Annotated in this window: 15 protein-coding genes and 1 tRNA gene; 5 read left to right on the top strand and 11 right to left on the bottom strand. The window is 71.1% G+C overall.

What is annotated here, in order from left to right:
• From CUC05_RS19825 to CUC05_RS19850, 6 genes are all read right to left on the bottom strand, one after another.
• A partial coding sequence (locus CUC05_RS19825) for an Ig-like domain-containing protein (protein WP_170128070.1) occupies nt 1–957 on the bottom strand: 957 nt, incomplete at its 3' end.
• A complete protein-coding gene (locus tag CUC05_RS19830) occupies nt 929–2,803 on the bottom strand; it encodes an HD domain-containing phosphohydrolase (protein WP_157965799.1) in 1,875 nt (624 codons plus the stop codon). The genes CUC05_RS19830 and CUC05_RS19825, both read right to left, overlap by 29 nt.
• Nucleotides 2,804–2,932: 129 nt before the next feature.
• A complete protein-coding gene (locus tag CUC05_RS19835) occupies nt 2,933–3,694 on the bottom strand; it encodes an SCO1664 family protein (protein WP_205712446.1) in 762 nt (253 codons plus the stop codon).
• Nucleotides 3,695–3,732: 38 nt separating this feature from the next.
• A complete protein-coding gene (locus CUC05_RS19840; protein ID WP_108667878.1) occupies nt 3,733–4,251 on the bottom strand; it encodes a DUF3090 family protein in 519 nt (172 codons plus the stop codon).
• Complete coding sequence (locus CUC05_RS19845) at nt 4,248–4,859, bottom strand: histidine phosphatase family protein (RefSeq protein WP_108667879.1); 612 nt, start codon at nt 4,857–4,859, stop codon at nt 4,248–4,250. Before CUC05_RS19845 ends, CUC05_RS19840 begins: the two co-directional genes overlap by 4 nt.
• Nucleotides 4,860–4,990: 131 nt before the next feature.
• Entirely contained in the window at nt 4,991–5,278 is a 288-nt protein-coding gene (locus tag CUC05_RS19850; protein WP_108667880.1) for a hypothetical protein, read from the bottom strand.
• A gap of 158 nt (nt 5,279–5,436) precedes the next feature.
• Between CUC05_RS19850 and CUC05_RS19855 the strand changes: the two genes are divergently transcribed.
• Together CUC05_RS19855 and CUC05_RS19860 are read left to right on the top strand one after the other, a co-directional pair.
• Nucleotides 5,437–6,834, top strand: a complete 1,398-nt coding sequence (locus tag CUC05_RS19855; protein WP_108667881.1) for a class II fumarate hydratase — start codon at nt 5,437–5,439, stop codon at nt 6,832–6,834.
• Between the two features lie 718 nt (nt 6,835–7,552).
• Nucleotides 7,553–9,721, top strand: a complete 2,169-nt coding sequence (locus CUC05_RS19860; RefSeq protein WP_108667882.1) for a cation:proton antiporter domain-containing protein — start codon at nt 7,553–7,555, stop codon at nt 9,719–9,721.
• 42 nt (nt 9,722–9,763) lie between these two features.
• On the opposite strand, the gene CUC05_RS19865 is transcribed toward CUC05_RS19860, so the two are convergent.
• The 5 genes from CUC05_RS19865 to CUC05_RS19885 form a co-directional block, all read right to left on the bottom strand.
• Nucleotides 9,764–10,147 carry a hypothetical protein gene (locus tag CUC05_RS19865; RefSeq protein WP_108667883.1) on the bottom strand — a complete coding sequence of 128 codons (384 nt, stop codon included), beginning with the start codon at nt 10,145–10,147 and terminating at the stop codon, nt 9,764–9,766.
• A 133-nt stretch (nt 10,148–10,280) separates the two neighbouring features.
• Nucleotides 10,281–12,779: a [protein-PII] uridylyltransferase gene (gene glnD, locus CUC05_RS19870; protein ID WP_108667884.1), complete on the bottom strand. Its 2,499-nt coding sequence runs from the start codon at nt 12,777–12,779 to the stop codon at nt 10,281–10,283.
• A gap of 42 nt (nt 12,780–12,821) precedes the next feature.
• Nucleotides 12,822–13,160 (bottom strand): P-II family nitrogen regulator, encoded by a 339-nt coding sequence (locus CUC05_RS19875; protein ID WP_108667885.1) that lies wholly within the window; start codon nt 13,158–13,160, stop codon nt 12,822–12,824.
• A 165-nt stretch (nt 13,161–13,325) separates the two neighbouring features.
• On the bottom strand, nt 13,326–13,964 hold the full coding sequence (locus CUC05_RS19880; protein WP_108667886.1) for a response regulator: 639 nt from the start codon (nt 13,962–13,964) through the stop codon (nt 13,326–13,328).
• Between the two features lie 90 nt (nt 13,965–14,054).
• A complete protein-coding gene (locus tag CUC05_RS19885; RefSeq protein ID WP_108667972.1) occupies nt 14,055–15,206 on the bottom strand; it encodes an NYN domain-containing protein in 1,152 nt (383 codons plus the stop codon).
• Between the two features lie 91 nt (nt 15,207–15,297).
• Between CUC05_RS19885 and CUC05_RS19890 the strand changes: the two genes are divergently transcribed.
• From CUC05_RS19890 to CUC05_RS19900, 3 genes are all read left to right on the top strand, one after another.
• Nucleotides 15,298–17,028, top strand: a complete 1,731-nt coding sequence (locus CUC05_RS19890) for an acyl-CoA dehydrogenase family protein (protein ID WP_170128071.1) — start codon at nt 15,298–15,300, stop codon at nt 17,026–17,028.
• A 10-nt stretch (nt 17,029–17,038) separates the two neighbouring features.
• Nucleotides 17,039–17,112: transfer RNA gene (locus CUC05_RS19895), tRNA-Leu, on the top strand.
• 119 nt (nt 17,113–17,231) lie between these two features.
• Nucleotides 17,232–18,986, top strand: coding sequence for a sensor histidine kinase (locus tag CUC05_RS19900; RefSeq protein WP_108667888.1), 1,755 nt, complete (start codon nt 17,232–17,234; stop codon nt 18,984–18,986).
• Nucleotides 18,987–18,991 lie beyond the last annotated feature (5 nt).

Here is an 18,991-nt window from a genome sequence, read left to right on the forward strand (position 1 = left end):
GCCCACGACCACCGCCACGCCGTCGCTGGGCGGACTGGACACCGCCAACGTCGTGTCGTCGATGTCGCCGTCGGGGTCGGTGTCGTTGGCCAGCACGTCGACCAGCACCGGAACGTCCCGTGTGGTGCTGGCGGTGTCGTCCACGGGGAGCGGGCTGCTGCCGAACGGGGTGACCGTCACCGTCACGGTGGCCGTGTCGCAGCCGGCCACGAGGTCGCAGACGGTGTACTCGAAGGTGTCGACCCCGATGAAGAACAGCGAGGAGGCGTACTGGACCTCTCCGCCGATCACGGTGGTCGTGCCGCCGTTCGAGCCGTCGGTCGCGGTGAGGCTGGTGGGATCCAGGTCGTTCTCGACGTCGGTGTCGTTGGCCAGCACGTCGATGGTGACCGGCACGCTGCGACGGGTCGTGGCCGTGTCGTCGTTGGCGACCGGCGGGGTGCCGAGGAGCGACACGGTGATCCGTACGGAAGCCGAGTCACATTCCCCGGCGGGGTCACAGACCTGGTAGCCGAGCGTCGCGGTGCCCACGAAGAAGGGTGGGCTCGTGTAGCGGATGTTCAGGTCCGAGCCAACGGTCGCCGTCCCCCGGGACGGGCCGCTGATGATGGCGACGAACATGTCGCCGCGGACGTCGTCGACGTCTGTGTCGTTGGCCAGCACGTCGACGATCACCGGCTGGAGCGTCCCGGTGGACGCGACGTCGTCGAGGGCGACCGGCGGGTCGTTGACCGCGGTCATGGTGACGGTGACGGCGGCGGATGCGCAGCGCCCGCCGGCATCGCAGATGCGGTAGGTGAAGCTGTCCGTGCCCACGACGTCGAGCCCCGGCACGTAGCTGACGGTGCCGTCGCTGAGAGGCACGGCGCTGCCCGTTCCGGCGGCCACGCTGATGGTGAGGTCGGCCGGGTCGACATCCCCGTCGGGGTCACTGATGGCCCCGGTGAGGTCGATCACCACCGGGGTGTCCTCGGCCGTGGTGACCGAGACCGAGGCGGCGCTCGGCGGCGCCGTGGCGGTGGGGGTGGGCGTCGGGGTGGGCGTGGGCGTGGCCGTCACCGTGGGCGTGGCTGTCGGCGTCACCGTGGGTGTTGAGGTGATCGTCGGCGTCGGCGTGACCGTCGCCGTGGGGGCCGCGGGGCCGGCCGGGGTCGTCCCGGTCGGCGGCTCCGGGGATGGTCCCGGCTCGGGGTTCGGGGACCGGCTGCGGGGTGGGTCCGGGCTGCGGGCTCGGCGCCGGCTGGGCAGTGGGTGATGACGACGGCGACGACGTGGCCGGGCTCGAGGCCACAGGGCTCGACGTCGGCGCAACGGTGGGTTCGTCTTCCGCGGACGGGGCGAGGGGGGTCGTGTCCGTGGGCGGCGCGATGACGGGGAGATCGATCGGCAGGTCCAACGTCGGCGACGACGGGGCTGCGGGCGACGGCACGAACGGCGGCTGCGTCGCCTCGGGTCGGACCACGACGCTCGCCGGTGGCTCCTCCGCCTCCTCCGACGCGGTCACGGCATCCAGGCCGAGGGCCTCGGGTGTGGGGGCGACCGTCAGCTGCTCGCCGGTGGTCACGACCTGGCGGGCGCCCGACTCCCCTGCAACCCCGACGGGGGCGTCGACCACCGTCGATACGCCGTCGGCCTGCGACAACGGGAGGGCCGACTCGACGGGCACCGAGGCCTCGACGACCTGCTGGGACTGGGTGACGATCGTCGCGGCCATCCCGGGCAGCACCCCGGACGTCACGCCCAGGGTCAACGCGCTTGCCGCACCGACGGCGGTCCGAACGGCGCTCGGCACCCGACCGAGCAGCGGGACCGCACCTTCGAAGAACGGCATGTTGGACAGCCACGACAGCGGTCCAGCGGCCCACCGGAGCCGGCCGAGGGAGATGTTGAGGAACGCCCGCACGATCGTGGGGTCGAAGTGGCTGCCGGCGCTGCGGACCAGCTCCTTGCGTGCCTCCTCCGGCGACATCGCCTTCTTGTAGGAGCGGGCGGCGGTGATGACCTCGTAGGCGTCGGCCACGGCGACGATGCGTCCGCCGTAGCTGATGTCGGTCCCGGCCAGCCGTCCCGGGTACCCGGTCCCGTCCCAGCGCTCGTGGTGGTGGCCGATGGCGTCGTACCACTCACCCAGCCAGGGACGCAGCGGTTCGCAGATGCGCGCACCGTGCCCCGGGTGGGACCGCAGCTCCTCCCACTCCGCCTCGTCCGGCTTGCCCGGCTTGTTGAGCGTCTCCGCCCGGACCTCGAGCTTGCCGATGTCGTGGACCATCGCGGCCCAGGTCAGCCGGTCCCGGTCGGCCTTCGACAACTTGAGCTCGTCGGACAGCATCGCGGTGAACAGGTGGGTGCGTTCGCTGTGCCCGCGGGTGCGCTTGTCGTGGTTGCTCAGCGCGGTGACGAGGACGAGGATCTCCTCGGCCGCCTTCGACGGGTCGTCCTCGAGTCCCTGCTCACGGGCATCACGAACACGTTGTTCGAGGTTCCGGATCCCTGCGGTCCTGCGCGCGACCTTGTACCGCGACGGGGCGTTGTCGGGGAACGCCAGCGTCATCCTGAACAGGCCCGCGAGCGGCAGCGCACGCTTGGCCAGGCGTTCGGTGGCGAACAGCACCGCGGTGGCCACGACGAGCACGACCAGCCAGCGCAGCACTGCATTCCAGAAGGAGGGGCCGAACGACGGCATGGCGGCGTCGACGGCCGCACCGGCTCCCCAGGAGCAGAGGATCGGCACGACGAACACGAGGACGCGCACGGTTCGGGCCGCCCATGGCCGCCCGTCCCAACGCTGGTTTCGTCCGCTCACCACCCACTCCTGCTCGCCGCTGACACGTCAACTCATCGGCCGCTGCGATGGGGGAGATGAGCCGGCGTGACATACCGGAGCAGATTCGGCCGATCCGACGGGAGGCCGGCACGTGTCAGCGGCGAGACGTCAGAGCGGGGGCCAGGGGTAGTGGCGGTCCTCGGGGTCGATCCTCGGGACGGCGTCCAGCTGGGCCACGAGGTCGGCACGTCGGGCGAGGACGTCGACCTCCGCGGGCGCCAGCAGCTCGCACAGGGCCGCGCGGAGGACGCCGTCGCTGTCGAGCCCGTCCTGCAGCCGACGGAGGTCCTCGACCCAGGCCCCGGCGAAGGGGACGTGGGCGATGTCCCACACGACCGTGCGGATCTTCTCCTCGACGTGGAAGGTCAGCCCGTTGTCGATGCCGTACAAGTGGTCGGTGTCGCGCCGGCGGAGCACGTGGCCGCCCTTGCGGTCGGCGTTGTTGGTGACGAGGTCGAACATCGCCAGCCGGGCGAGCGGGACGTGCCAGCGTGACTCCTCCACCAGGGCGAAGTAGTGCTCGGCCGGGTCGTGGGGGACGAACAGCTGCACCGACCCCGGCCCCTCCGGGCCGTCGCGCAGCACCGTCGGCGGGACCACGTCCCAGCCCAGGAAGTCGCTGACGAGGAACGTCGCGACCTCACGACGGTGGAGGGTGCCGTCGGGGAAGTCCCACAGCGGACGCTCGCCGGCCTCCGGTTTGTGAACGGCGTACAGCTCCTCCGCCGGGTCGCCCAGGCGGCAGAGCATCGTCCCGTTACTGGCCGAGGTGATCCAGCCGAGCGGCTGCAGGTCGTCGGCCGCCAGACGGGCGAGGGCCTCGTTGGGATCGTCGATCCATCCGGTCCGCTGTGCGCTGAACGGCTCCACGGCTCAGCCCCCGACCGCCGTGCAGGCGTGCGCGTCGGTCATATCCGCTTCGGCCCGCTGCCGTTGGTCAGCGGGCAGCCCATGCACCCCGCCAGCGGGTCACGCAGGCCCTCGCACACCTGGCAGCGCTCGCGCCCACCGTGCTCGACGGCGAAGGCCGCGAAGGCGACCAGCCCGATCATCCGTTCGAGGTCCATCACGAACCGCGCCGTCGCCGGTTCCTCGTCGCCCTCGACGACCAGCTCGACGATCTCCAGGACGAACATCTCGTCCTCGGGGTCCATGCCGAGGCTCATCTGCCCGGCCCGCCACAGCGGCTGGACCGGACCGTGCAGCTCCTGGTCGCCGGTCACGTCGTCGGGGGTGACGGTGATGTCGACGCGCTCGAGCAGCTCCTGTCCCAGCTCGGCGAGCGCACGCACCTGCGCCTTCTCTGCCACCAGGGCGACGTACTCGCCGTCACGCCGGGACTGCACATAGAAGGTGCGGTCGCCCGGCGGCCCGATCGAGGATGCCGTGATCCAGTCGGTGGGGTCGTGCACGACGGAGCGGCTCATGCCGCACCTCCGACGGGCGGGACATGGTTGAAGGAGTGCAGCGTGGGACGCGCGCCCTTGCCGGTCGTCAGGACGGTCACCGAGGCGGGGCTGACCACGAGGCGCTGGAACGTGTCGAGCGGCATGCCGACGTAGAAGGCCACCACCGCCTTGATGATGTCGGCGTGGCTGACGACGGCGACGGTGCGCTTGTCGTGACGCGTGGCGATCTGCTCGATCGCGGTGACCGCACGTTCCTGTGCCGCGCGGATGGACTCGCCGTCGGGGAAGGTGACCAGCGACGGGGTCTGCTGGATGACCGGCCACAGCTTGTTCCTGAACAGCGGCTTGAGCGGACGGTCGGTCCAGCGGCCGTAGTCCACCTCGATCATGCCCTCGGCCGCACGCACCTTCTTGCGGTGCGGCTTGGCGATGATCTCCGCCGTCTCGGTCGTCCGCGGCAGCGGAGAGGCGTAGATCGCGTGGTAGTCGACGTCGGAGAGGTGGTCACGTGTGGCTTCGGCCTGGTGACGTCCCTTCTCCGACAGCGGCGCGTCGGTGCGGCCCCCGAGCCGCGTGCCCGTCGCCGCGGTGACTGCATGTCGGATGAGGTGAACGGTGGCAACCATCGGCGACGCAGCCTACTGGCCTGCCCCCGCGGCGTCCGTGGCCCCGGACGCGGCGGATGCCGACAGCCCCTCCCCGGGCTGCCGGCATCGGGTGTCCCGTCGAGGGGACGGTGATGGTCAGGTGGCGGCGGTCACGCGCCGAGACGTGGGGAGGACTTGACCCAGTCGACGATGCGGTCGACGTGGATCTCCTGGTTCTCGGGTTCCACCCGGTCGATGGCGTCGACCTCGATGACGAGGTCCTTGCCGAAGAAGCGGCCGCCCGAGTGGACGACGAGGTGGTGGTCGTCGACCTCGTCCTGGTGGGGTGAGACGTGGCCGGCTTCGCCGTCGATTGCCTTGACGGTGAAGTCCTTGAGCTGCTCGGGTCGGGTCTGGACGATCCGGGCGATGTCGGTCCGTTCGGTGATCGCGCTCATGGCGCCCTCCTTGTCTGCCGGATACTGCAGTTCCGGATGGGTTGACTATCCCCGGCATGGGGTTGCGGATCACTCGCCCGGTGGGCCGTTGATCCGTCGACCACGTTTGAGTGGCCCCCATGTGCTCGTGCACCGCCCACGGGCGTATCGTTCCCGGCATGAGCGACTTCCGGACCGAACGTGACTCGATGGGCGAGATGCAGGTTCCTGCCTCGGCCTACTACGGCGCCCAGACGCAGCGGGCAGCGGAGAACTTCCCGATCTCCGGCCAGCCGATCCCCCCTGCGCTGATCAAGGCCCTCGGGCAGATCAAGGCCTCCGCCGCCGTGGTGAACCACGCGAAGGGCGTCATCACCGACGACCAGTTCAAGGGCATCAGCGAGGCGGCCCAGGAGGTCGTGGACGGCAAGCTCGACGCCCACTTCGTGGTCGACGTCTTCCAGACGGGGTCCGGGACCTCCTCCAACATGAACACCAACGAGGTCATCGCCAACCGGGCGACCGAGATCCTGGGCGGTGACCTCGGCAGCAAGCTGGTGCACCCCAACGACCACGTCAACGCCGGTCAGTCCTCCAACGACGTCTTCCCCACCGCGGTCCACGTGGCGGCCTACCAGGCCTGCGCCGACGACCTGCTGCCGGGCCTGCGCTACCTCCACTCCGCGCTCGCCGACAAGGCCGCGGAGTTCGACGACGTCGTGAAGTCCGGTCGTACCCACCTGATGGACGCGACCCCGGTGACGCTCGGCCAGGAGTTCGGCGGCTACGCCCGCCAGGTGGAGCTCGGGATCGCCCGCGTCGAGTCGGCGATGGAGCGCGTGGCCGAGCTGCCGCTGGGCGGCACCGCTGTCGGCACCGGCCTGAACGCCCCAGAGGGCATGACGGAGGGGGTCATCGCCGACCTGCGCGAGCGGACCGGCCTGGACGCCCTGCGCGAGGCCGACAACCACTTCGAGGCCCAGGGTGCACGTGACGCCCTCGTCGAGCTGTCCGGCGCGTTCAAGGTCATCGCCGCGTCGCTGACCAAGATCGCCAACGACCTGCGCTGGATGGGGTCCGGGCCACGGACGGGCCTGGGCGAGATCCGACTGCCGGAGATCCAGCCCGGTTCCTCGATCATGCCGGCCAAGGTCAACCCGGTGATCCCCGAGTCGGTCACGCAGGTCGCGGCCCAGGTGATCGGCAACGACGCTGCGGTGACGATCGGCGGCATGTCGGGGGCGTTCGAGCTGAACGTCTTCATCCCGATGATGGCCCGCAACGTCCTCGAGTCCATCACGCTGCTGGCCAACACCAGCCGCAACTTCGTCGACAAGTGCATCGCGGGCATCCAGGCCAACGTGGAACGCAACACCGAGCTGGTGGAGAAGAACCTGTCGGCCGTCACCGCCCTGGTCCCCGCCGTCGGCTACGACCTGTCCGCCGAGATGGCCAAGAAGGCCCTCAAGGAGGACCGCCCCCTCCGCGAGGTCGTCTACGAGGACTCCGGCCTCCCCCGCGACGAGGTCGACCGCATCCTCGACATGAAGAAGATGACCGAAGGCGGGGTCCTTTAGGACACGAGCTACCGAGCGCAGCGAGGTCTTGCGAGGCCCGCAAGGACCCCGCGGGGGGTCGAAGGGGGCGGAGCCTGCGAAGCCCCCCTGGGCAAACAAGGTGGCGTGCTGTAGGGCCGGAGGAGGATCCGAGCCACCGAGCGCAGCGAGGTCTCGCGAGGCCCGGACGCAGGCCCGTGCACGGCGGAGCCGTGCCAGCCAATTAGGACACGAGCTACCGAGCGCAGCGAGGTCTTGCGAGGCCCGCAAGGACCCCGCGGGGGGTCGAAGGGGGGCGGAGCCTGCGAAGCCCCCCTGGGCAAACAAGGCGGGGTCCTTTAGGACACGAGCTACCGAGCGCAGCGAGGTCTTGCGAGGCCCGCAAGGACCCCACGGGGGGTCGAAGGGGGGCAGAGCCTGCGAAGCCCCCCTGGGCAAACAAGGCGGCGTGCTGTAGGGCCGGAGGAGCACGGGCCGATGTGCAGCAGGGTCGGCGCATCGGCCGTGCTGCACACACTGGCTGGCGAGAGGTGCAGCACGGCCGGCACCTTGGCCGAGGTGCACAACTCGGGGGGGGGGCCGGACGGCGGGCTGGGGCCGGCTCCCGCGCTCCAACCGCTGTACACCGGTCGCCGACCGGATTACTGTGAACGATGATCGCTGGGGCCCCGGGAGGGCCGACGCGGGAAGATCTGGCTGACCCGGGCGACCGGGTCCACGAACTCCTCGGAGCTGCCCTGTGGTGGTGGTCCTCGCGTCGGAGGCGATGCAGCCCGGCATCGCCCATCACGACCTGCTGTTGCTCGTCCTGCAGCTCGCGCTCCTGCTCGGCCTGGCCCGTGTGCTCGGCATGCTGGCGTCGCGGGCGGGCATGCCCGAGGTCGTTGGTGAGCTGACGGCCGGTGTCATCATCGGGCCGAGCATCTTCGGCAACATCGCACCGGCGGCTCGGGAGTGGCTGTTCCCGGCCACGTCCCAGGCGCAGCTGCTGGCCGTCCCCGCGTTCCTGGGCGTACTGCTGCTGCTGATCCTGACCGGCCTCGAGACCGACCTCGGGCTGATCCGCGCGAAGGGACGCACGGCCGGCCTGGTCTCCGCCGGCGGCATCGTCGTGCCGTTCACCACGGGCCTGGCCCTGGGCTACGTGATCCCCAACGTGCTGGTGCCCGCCGACACCCCGCGAACGACGTTCGCGTTGTTCCTGGGCACGGCCCTCAGCATCTCGGCCATCCCCGTGATCGCCAAGGTGCTGATCGAGCTGCGGATGATCCGTCGCGACATCGGTCAGCTGACCCTCGCTGCCGGCATGATCGACGACACGGTGGGCTGGATCCTGCTGTCGGTGGTCGCCGGCCTGGCAACCTCCGGCGAGCTCGCTGCGGGCGCGGTGGTCGGCAGCATCGCCCGGGTGCTCGGGTTCCTGGTCGTGGCCTACACCGCCGGTGGCTGGCTGGTCAGCCGGACCCTCCGGATGGTGTCCCGACGTGCGCCCGGCGCGGGGCCGCTCATCTCCACCGTCGTCGTGCTGGCCCTGCTGTTCGCGGCGATCTCGCAGGCCCTTGGCATCGAGGCCGTTCTGGGCGCCTTCGTCCTCGGCATCCTTGCCGGCCGGGAACGACGCGTCGACCACCGGGTGGTCCACTCCCTCGAGAGCCTCACCCTGACCGTCTTCGCCCCCCTGTTCTTCGCCTCGGCGGGCCTGCTCGTCGACCTCGGTGCCCTCTTCGACCCCACGACGCTGTGGGTCGCGGCGGTCGTCCTGACCGTGGCCATCGCCGGCAAGTTCCTCGGTGCCTTCGCCGGCGCCTCGATGGCCGGCCTGGGACGTTGGGAAGCCCTGGCCCTGGGTGCCGGCATGAACGCCCGCGGCGCGCTGGAGATAATCATCGCGACCATCGGCCTCTCGCTGGGCGTGCTCACCGAGGGCATGTTCGCCATCATCGTGCTCGTCGCGATCGTCACCTCCCTGATGGCCCCGCCGATCCTGGTCCGTGCCCTCGCCCGTGTGCCGTTGACGCCGGAGGAGGACGCCAGGCTGAAGCGCGAGGCGGACGCGAAGACCAACCTGCTGGACAACGTGCACCGTGTCCTGCTGCCCAGCCGCGGCGGCACCAACTCCCAGCTGGCCGCACAGCTGCTGGCGCGGATCGCCGTCGGTCGCAGCTTCGACGTGACCGTCCTCGCCGGCGGTCCGGACCCGCAGGACACCCACGCCAACCTCACCCGCCACCTGGCGCTGCACCACGGCGAGGTCGAGATGACGCCGATGGAGCACGACGTGCCGGCGACAGAGATCCTCGAGCAGGCGCGTCGTGGCGGCCACGACCTGATCGTCATGGGGGCCACCGAAACACGGACCGACGCGCCCGACTCGGCGTTGTTCTCCGCGACGGTCGACCGCGTGCTGATGGAGTCCCCCGTCCCGGTCCTGCTGGTCAGCAACCGCTTCGACGAGGTCACGACGGTGCTGGAGCCCCGTGCCCCCGAGCGCGTGCTGCTGGTCTCCACCGGCGAGGACGTCAACAACCGCGCAGGCGAGATCGCGTTCGCGGTGGCCAGCGACCCCGAGTCCGTCGTCGACGTCGTGCATGTGGTCGAGCCGCCGCAGAGCACGTGGGCCGAGATCGACCTGACCGAGGTCGGCCGTGCACGGGAGCTCGCCGACGAGCTGGCAACCAAGCAGGCGTCGGTCGGCTTGGCCGCAGGGGTGACGGTACGGACCGACGTGCGCGTCAGCGACGAGCCGCTGGCGCGGGTGGTGGCCGACGCCGCCCGGGCGATCCGGGCGACGCTGGTGGTGATCCGTTCGGATGTGCAGCCGGTGACCCGACGGGCGTTCCTCGGCCACGAGCTGGATCAGCTGCTGCGCGAGGCGCCCTGTCCGGTGCTGGTGATCACCCGCGCCTGACGCGTCGGGCCACGAGCTGCTGGGGCACCGTGCCCCGGACGATCACCAGGCCCTGAACTGGCCGTAGTAGTCGCTGAGCATCCCCCGGTCGATGCCGGCGGGCTGCTCGTCGGGGTCGTCGATCAGGTCGGCCGGGCGTTCCGACGGCGGGGCGTCGAAGTCCGGGGCGGACTTGATCTGGTCCTTGGTCAGCGACAGGGTCACCCGCCGGTTGGCGAGGTCGACCTCGATGATGGCGCTGGCGGGCACGACGCGGCGGGTCCCGAAGATCCAGAACCCGGTGTCGACCACGATGTAGGAGTCCCCGACGTCGTGGGTCGCCTCGTCGATGGTGCCGATGTGGCCGTCGGCGGCGTCGACGTGGAAGCCGTCGAGGCCCTCGGCGTGGGGCTGGATGTCACCCCGGTAGGTCCAGAGGTCACTCATGGTGCGCTCCTTCCGCCCCGTCCGCCGGTGTGTCCGGCGCTCCCTGGGGCACGAAGAACGATCCCCCCTCTCGGCCACGGCAAGCGTGTCCGCCCGGCCGTCGTCCGACGGGCCGGTTTCGGGCTGCGCAGCGTCAGTCCGCTGCGGTCTCGAACGCGGGGACGAGGGCGGCGAACAGCGCGTCGTCGTCCGGGACGTCCCCCCGGACGAAGAAGCTGTCGCGGACCTCGGGGCCGAGGGTGGCCACGCGGGCGCCCAGCAGCGACACGCCGAGCTCGGAGAGCGTGCGGGTCAGGCGGTACAGCACGCCGGGCGAATCGGGACCGCGAACCTCCAGCCTCGTGATGCTGCCCGACGGGCGGGTGAGGACGGTGATCGGCACCGGCTGGGCCAGCAGCGGGGGCCGTGCATCGCGCTGCCGTTCGCGCTTCTCGACCTCGTCGTCGAGCTCGACGTGCCCGTCGTAGGCACGCCGCAGCGCCGGGACGATCCGGTCCCAGGACCGCGACTGCATCGTGCGCACGACGAACCAGTCCAGGGCGGTGCCGTCGGCGTGGGTGAAGACCCGCGCCTCCAGCACGTCGCACTTGTGGACCGCGAGGACCCCCAGGCAGTCAGCGACCATGCCGCGCCGGTCGGGGCCGGCGATGCTGAGGATCTGCACGCCCTCGGCGGGTCCCTCGCGCACGTCGACGTGCAGGCCGTCGGTGACGTCGTGCAGCAGCTTGGCGTGCGCGGCGATCTGATCCGCCGACGCCACGCGGAGGTACCGCTTGGGAAGGCCGTCGACGGTCGCCCGGACCAGCTCCTCGTCGAGCCCGTGGCGGGCCGCCGCACGGATCACGACCTGCGGGGTCGACGGACGGACCAACGACTCCCCCTCCAGGACCCGGCGCAGCCGATGGTGCAGCCGGGTGACGAGCAGGTCCTTCCACGTCGACCAGGCCGGCTTGCCGGTCGCGCGCGAATCGGCGAAGCCCAGCAGGAACAGCCCGTCCAGCAGCTCGGTGTTGCCGATGGTGACGGCGACCTGCTCGACCTCGTCGGCGTCGTCGATGTCGCGCTGGGTGGCGACGTCGGGCAGCAGGAGGTGGTGGCGTATCAGCCCGGCGACCCGGTCGGCCCGTTCCTGGCTGAACCCCATGTGGAGGACCCAGTCGCGGGCGACGGCCTCGCCCGACACGGAGTGGTCCCCCGGCCAGGCCTTGCCGACGTCGTGCAGCCACGTGCCGAGGACCAGCGCGTCGGGGTCCTCCATCTCCGCGAAGATCCGCGCGTGGGCCTCGTCGATCTCGCCCTCGACGACGGCGGCCAACCACGCGCTCGCCTGCATCAGGTGGGTGTCGAGGTCGAAGGTGTGCAGGGGGTTGCGTTGTGGACGGCCACGCACCCGCCCCCACTCGGGCAGGTAGGCCTCCAGCACGCCGAGGTAGTCGGCGTCCGCCATCGCAGGCAGCCCCTTGGCCCCGGCCCGGAGCAGCTCGAGCAGGGCGTCACGGGCCCGCTGGTCCCACGGCAACGATCCGGCCGCTTCCACCTCGCGCTGCAGCCGCACGGCGCTGCGCCGACCCACGACGGTCCGGTGCACGGCGGCTGCCGCGGCGGCCCGGAGCGCGAGCGAGGGGTCGTCGGCGACATGGGCAGCGGCGTCGACCTCGACCAGCCCGTCGACCATGGTCAGGTCGGGGCCGATGACCTTGGGCGTCGCGGGCCGCCGGCGTCGTCCACGCCGCGCGTCCTCCAGCAGGACCGGCCACGTGCGGGCGTGCAGGTGGGCGATGGTGCGGGTCGCCAGGCCAACCTCACGCAGCAGCTCGTCCCCGTCGGCCATGCCGAGGGCCGCGGCGACGTCGTCCTGGAGGTCCAGCCGGAGCTGGTTGCGGATGCTGCGGTCGCCGACGAGGTGCAGGGCACAGCGCGCGGCGAGCAGGGTCTCGCCGGCCGCAGCCAGCGCCGCGCGGTCCGATGCCCCCAGGTAGCGGGCGCCGACCAGCGGGTCCAGCCCGGGATCACCGAGCAGGATGGCCCCGGCCCACCGCAGGGAGTGGAGGTCACGCAGGCCGCCGGTCCCGTCCTTGAGCTCGGGTTCCAGCGCGCCGGCCGTGGTGCCGTGGCGACGGTGACGCTCGGCGTCGGCCTCGGTGATCTCGGTGGCCAGCTTGCCGCCGGCGCGCTTGAGCCACCGGGTGACGCGGGCGGCCAGGTCGTCGGCCATGCCCCTGTTGCCGGCGACGAGCCGACGGTCGGTGACGGCGGTCGCCGTGTCGACACGGTCGCCTGCGGCCTTCACCGCCTCCTTGGTGGTCCGCACCGCGTGGCCGACGGACAGGCCGGCGTCCCACAGCGGATAGCAGATGGCCTTGACCATGTCCTCGAGGTCACGACCGTTCCACCCGTCGTGGAGGATCAGCAGGTCGATGTCGCTGCGAGGACACAACGAGCGGCGGGCGTAGGAGCCGAGCGCGACCAGCGCCAGACCGCCCGAACGGTGCCCGGGTTCGGCGGTGAACGCCTCGAGCAGGCCGCTGAGTGCCTGGTCGACCCGGGCAGTCCACTCCAGCGCCCAGGCCCTGCCGGGTGCGGCGTCGATGGTGGACGCGTCCAGCAGGGCGGGCGCGTCGATGGTGGGCACTGCTGCGGGCCGGCTCGGGCTCCGTGATGCGGTGACGGTGGCCTACAGGGCCTCTGCGCCCTGCTCGCCGGTGCGGATGCGCACGACGTCCTCGAGCGGCAGGACCGCGATCTTGCCGTCACCGATCTTGCCGGTGCGGGCGGACTTGGTGATCGCGTCGATGACGCCGTCGACCTGGTCGTCGTCGACCATGACCTCGATCCGGCTCTTCGGCACGAAGTCCACCTGGTACTCCGCACCGCGGTAGACCTCGGTGTGACCGCGCTGGCGCCCGAAGCCCCTGGCTTCCGACACGGTCAGACCGGCCACGCCCACGTCCCTGAGCGCTTCCTTGACGTCCTCGACCTTGAACGGCTTGACGATTGCGACGACCAACTTCATGGCATCTCCTTGTATCGGCGCCGTCCGGCCGGCGCAACGTCAGTCGAGCCTAGTGTCAGTCGAGTTTCACTGAGGTGCTTGCGGTGTTTCGTTGGCGTTAACTGCCGACGATGTGCGCCGGGACGCACCCGGGATGCGCCCCGATCGGTCGCTCGGGGGACCGTGTCAGCCCAGCAGGCCGCGCCTGAAGGCGTGGGCGACCAGCTCGGTCCGGTCGTGCACCGAGAACTTCTTGAAGAGGTTCTCCAGGTGCTTCTGGGCGGTCCGGGCGCTGATCCCGAGCTGCTCGGCGATCTCGCGGTTGGCCATGCCCTCGGCGACCAGCTCGAGCACTTCCTGCTCGCGCTTGGTGACGTCGGGCTGGCCCATGGGGACCCCGCGCTGGGCGTCCTCCAGCAGCTTCGGCACGAACTCCTGGCCGATGACGGTCTCGCCGGCCACGGCGTTGCGGATACCTGCCGCGAGGTCAGCACCGGCCACGGACTTCAGCAGGTAGCCATCCGCACCGGCTGCAAGCGCCTCGCGCAGGTGGCGGGAGGTGTCGTGCACGCTGAGCATGAGGATCGTGACGTCCGAGCCGTTGGCGCGCAGCTGGCGTGCCACCTCCACGCCCTCCTCCTCGCCCAGGCGCAGGTCCAGCAGCACCAGGTCCGGCTCGACCTCGTTGATGACCTCGACGGCCTCGGCGATCGTGCCCGCCTCGCCCGCGACGCGGATGTCGGAGAACTGCGACAGCAGGCTCTGCAGTCCCTCGCGCACCAGCGAGTGATCGTCGACGATCACGACCCCGATGGGTTCAGACACAGCACCAGCTCCCGTTCATGCGTGTTGAGTGGTTCGTCAGCTTATCCACAACGCTGGCGGTCCATCGGGAAGTCAGCCGGTCGTCGCCCATCAGCTGGGCAGGGTCAGCATGTAGTCGTCGGCCTCGTCGTCCCACTCCATCTCGATGATCTCGCGGGTCCGGGCGGCCTTGCAGAACTGCAGGAAGCCACCGAAGCCGAACCGCTTCTCGCTGAAGTCGGCCTGACGGTTGCGCAGCCGGTCCTTCAGCCCCGACAGCGGCGCCCGGCCCTCCTCGGCCACGACGTCGTGCAGCAGGCGGAAGGCATCCTCCTCGGAGTCCGACGCCTCGGGGAAGCTGACCTCGGGGTCGCCCTTGGCCGCGCCGGTGCTGAGCTCGATGATGTCCTTGGACTCCAGGTCGCGGAGCAGCTCGCCGAAGGCCCTGAACCCCCAGTCGGCCTCGCTGAACGTGGGGTCCTTGCGGATGATCGCGCGCTTCAGCATGGAGGCGAGCACCACGCCGCTGCTCGAGCGCTGCAGGCCCGAGAGGGTCTGGGTCACCAGCTTGTTGACGTCGCGGGGCGGCTCGTCCTCGTCGTCCTCGGTGGAGTCCTCGACGGCCTCCGGCTCCTCCGGGGTCGTCTCCGGCTCGCCGCGGTCGGCGTCCTTGGGCTGCTTGGGCGCCGGACGGTTCGACCCACCGCTGCCACGCCCGCGGCCACCACGACCACGACCGCCACCACCGCCACCACCGCTGCCGCCACCGCGCTTCTTCTTGGTCGGCAGGTCGACGCCCTCGAGGCGCTCGTAGAAGATGAACTCGTCACACGCCGGCGGCAGCAGCTTGGACGTCGACGCCTCGAGGCCCACACCGATCACGCGCTTGTTCAGCTCGCGCAGCTTGTTGACCAGCGGGGTGAAGTCGGAGTCCCCGGTGCAGATGACGAAGGTCGTGATGTAGTCGCGCTCGAAGACGAGCTCGACCGCGTCGACTGCCATCTTGATGTCCGCAGCGTTCTTGCGGACCACACCCATGCGCTGGGGGATCTCGATGAGCTCGACGTTCTCCTTGGTCAGCATCCGACGGTCCTCGTCGAAGTACGACCAGTCGGCGTAGGCGCGACGCACCACGACACGGCCGCGTTCGGCGAGCGCGTCGGCCAGCGGTCGCAGCGCGAACATCATGCCGCGGAGGTCCTCGCGTGCGCCGATCGCCAGGTTCTCGTAGTCCAGGAACAGGGCGATGCGTTCCTCATCCATTGAGCTCATGCGTCGCACGGTACACGGGAGCGGCGGCTGCGCTCCGTTGGGGCGGGTGTCGGCGTCGCAGGGGGCGCACTACGCTTCGCCCATGGACTTCTTCCAGGACGCCCCGGAGCTGATCGACACGTGGACCGCCGACCCGGCGCTGCGCGCGCACCTGGAGCGTCTGCTGCCAGACGAGGTCCTCGCGGAGGTGGGCCCCGGACTGGCCGAGCTGGGTATCGCAGCGGCCACGACGCTGCAGGCCCTCGGCGACCGTGCCGAGGCCGAGCAGCCGCGGCTGGAGCAGTACGACCCCTGGGGGAGGCGGGTCGACGAGATCGTCGTGTCGGACGCGTGGCACGCCCTGCATGTCGAGCAGGCACGGCTGGGGCTGGCCGCCATCCCCTACGAGGGTGACCACGGTGAACACGCCCGGCTCGTGCAGCTGGCGGTGCAGCACCTCTACGGCCCGTCCTCGGCGGTCTACAGCTGTCCCGTCTCCATGACCGACGCGGCGGTCCGGGTGCTGCTGGACAGCGCCGACCCCGAGCTGCGCGACCGCGTCGTCCCCCGGCTGACCAGCCGTGCGGCCGACGCGTGGACGTCGGGGCAGTGGATGACCGAGAAGCCCGGTGGGTCCGATGTCGGCCGCACCGAGACGGTCGCCCGCCCACTTCCCGACGGCGGCTACGCCCTGACCGGGGTGAAGTGGTTCACCTCCGCGACCACCGCGGACTGTGCGCTGGCGCTGGCGCGGACGCTGGACGCGGACGGCAACGGCGTGGAGGGCTCGCGAGGACTGGGCCTGTACCTGGTGGAGATGACCGACCCGCGGGACGGCCGACGGCAGATCGGCGACACGATCCGCGTCCGACGGCTGAAGGACAAGCTGGGCACCAAGGCGCTGCCGACGGCCGAGCTGGACCTCGACGGCGCCTACGCCACACCCGTCGGGCCGCCGGATCGCGGGGTGAAGACCATCAGCGGCATGCTCAGCATCACCAGGCTGTGGAACGCCATGTCGTCCGCCTCGGGCCTTGCCCGGGCGGTGCAGCTGGCCCTGTCCTACGCCACGAAGCGCGAGGTGTTCGGCACGCGGCTGGTCGACCAGCCGCTGCACCGGGTGACCCTGGCCGAGCTGCAGGTCGACTACGAAGCCACCCTGGCGCTGGTGGTCCGGGCGTCGGAGCTGACCGGTCGGGTGGAGGCCGATGTGGCCAGCGACGCCGAAACGGGGATCCTGCGGGCGCTGATGCCGGTCGTGAAGCTGTTCACGGCCAAGTACGCCGTCGCAGGGGCGTCGGAGGCGCTGGAGGCCTTCGGCGGCGCCGGCTACATCGAGAACACCGGCCTGCCCGCCCTGCTGCGCAACGCCCAGGTCCTCTCCATCTGGGAGGGCACGACCAACGTGCTCGGCCTCGACCTGCTGCGGGCGGCCGTCCGCGAGGACGCGCTGCGTCCCCTGCTGGCCGACGTCGGCGAGCGGATGGCCGGTGCCGACGTGCCCGAGCTGGCGGAGTCCGTACGGCTCGTGGCGGACCGGGCGTCGGCGCTGGGCGACGCCGCGATGGGCTGGGCCGATGCCGACCAGGAGGTCGTCGAGGCCGGCATGCGGGCCTTCGCCATGCGGCTGGGCGCCGTCTACACCGGGGCGCTGCTGCTGGAGCACGCCGCCCACCGCCTGGCGAAGCACGACGACGCCGCGGCGGCAGTCGCCAACCGCTGGGTTCGCCGCGAGCTGGGTGGCCCCGACGACATCGCGCCCGACCCGGCCCGCTTGCGCGACGCCGACGTCATCCTGCAGGCTCCGCTGGCCACGATCGGCGGCACGGCCTGATCATGCGCCCGGGGGTGTAGCCCAACCGGCAGAGGCAACCGGCTTAAACCCGGTCCAGTGCGGGTTCGAGCCCCGCCACCCCTACTTCCCCAACCCTCCCGCGGCCGCACACCAAACGGCCCCCTGGGTCTCGCGAAGGTCGGCGGCCCGTCGGCCGATCACGAGCACGGGTACCCTCTTGCCAGCGACGACGAGGAGGTTGGATGCCACAGGCCATCAGCTGGGTCGTGTACGGCACCCTCGGTGTGGTCGCGACGATGTTCTGGTGGCGACGGCGGACCGAGTCGGCGGGATGGTTGGCTGCCACCTTCGTCGTCCTGGGTGCCGTCGTGCTGCAGGGCGCGCTGGTGCCGGCCCCCGATCCGGCGGACCTGCCGCTCCCCCAGTTCAGCCCCCGGGAGCTCTACACCGACCTGGTGATCATCGGGCTGCTCGGGTTCCCCTACCTGCTGCACCGGTTCGTCCGGTCGCTGCGCGAGGTCACACGGCTGTCCGACCGGCTCGCCGATGTGGGCATGGTCGGGATCGTCGTCCTGACCCTGGCCAGCCCGGGGTTCCCCGACCAGGCGGACTTCACGCCGTACCAGCAGGTCGTGCAGCTCGTCATGCTCGGATGGTGGGCCGTCCTGCTCGCCCAGGCGTCCTGGGCCCTCTGGCGATCCGGTCGTGGGCGGCCCGGCATCATCAGGAACCGCATGCGGCTGATGTCGGTCGCGGCCCTGCTCATCAACGTCGCGCTGCTCGGATCCACGCTGGGCGACGCCCAGTCGCAGGACGCCGCCTACGTCATCACCCAGGTCCTCGGGTGGGCCAGCGCCGGTGCGTTCCTCCTCGCCTTCGAACCACCCCTGCTCGTCCGTCGTTCGTGGCGGGCCCGTGAGGAAACGGCCCTTCGGACGGCCGAGAGCCGGCTCGTCGCCGCCACCAGCGCGACGGAGGCCGCCAGCGCGATCGTCGACGCCGCAGCCGCGCTCGTGGGCGGCACCCGCGCGGAGGTGCGTGACGCGGACGGAGCGGTCCTCGCACGCAGCGGCGGCCGGGAGGAGGACCGATCCGAGGACCCCCTGGAGGTGCGGCTGTCACGCTCGACGGTGATCGTGCACCGCTCGCGCCTGACGCCCGTGTTCGGCGAGGGCGAGGAGGCGCTGCTCCGCCAGCTCTGCGGCCACCTCGACCTGGCCCTCGACCGGATCTCGGCGTTCGAGGCCAGCGAGAAGGCGCTCCGGGAGGCCGAGCGGGCCAACACCGAGCTGTCGCAGCTGGTGTACGGGGTCAGCCACGACCTCCGCAACCCGCTGGTGACGGTGCTCGGCTTCCTCGACTTCATCACCGACGACGACACCCCGCTCAGCGATACCCAGATCATGGCGCTGGAGCGGATCACGATCAGCGCCCGCTACATGGAGGGCCTGATCGACGACCTGCTGCAGCTCTCGCGGGTGGGCCGGTCCGACAACGACGCCAAGCCGGTCGCGATCGCCGCCCTGGTGCAGGACATCCGCACCGACCTCGCCCCCCGCTACCCGGACCTCGTCATCGAGATGGACGGCGATGCGACCGTCCTGATGAACGAGGTCAGGGCCCGGCAGCTGTTCATCAACCTCCTCGAGAACGCCGCCCGTCACGGCGGCCGCACCCCCCTCGTCGTCACCGTGACCTGCGTGTCGGTCATCGACGGGGAGGCAACGATCGACGTCGCCGACAACGGCGTGGGCATCCCCGAGGAACACCGCGATCGGGTGTTCCAGATCTTCCAGCGGCTGGACCGGTTCGACGCCCGCACCAAGGGCAGCGGCATCGGCCTGACGATGTGCCGCAAGATCACCGAAGAGGTCGGAGGCGGTATTGTGATCACCGACTCCACTCCCGGGACGACCTTCCGCATCACGCTCCCGGCGGTCCCGCTCGGCCAGACCCCGTCCGGCCCGTTCGCCTCCACCCAAGAGAGAAAGCCGTGATCCAC

Origin of the sequence: Euzebya rosea (genome assembly GCF_003073135.1) — a bacterium.
Lineage (GTDB): Bacteria > Actinomycetota > Nitriliruptoria > Euzebyales > Euzebyaceae > Euzebya > Euzebya rosea.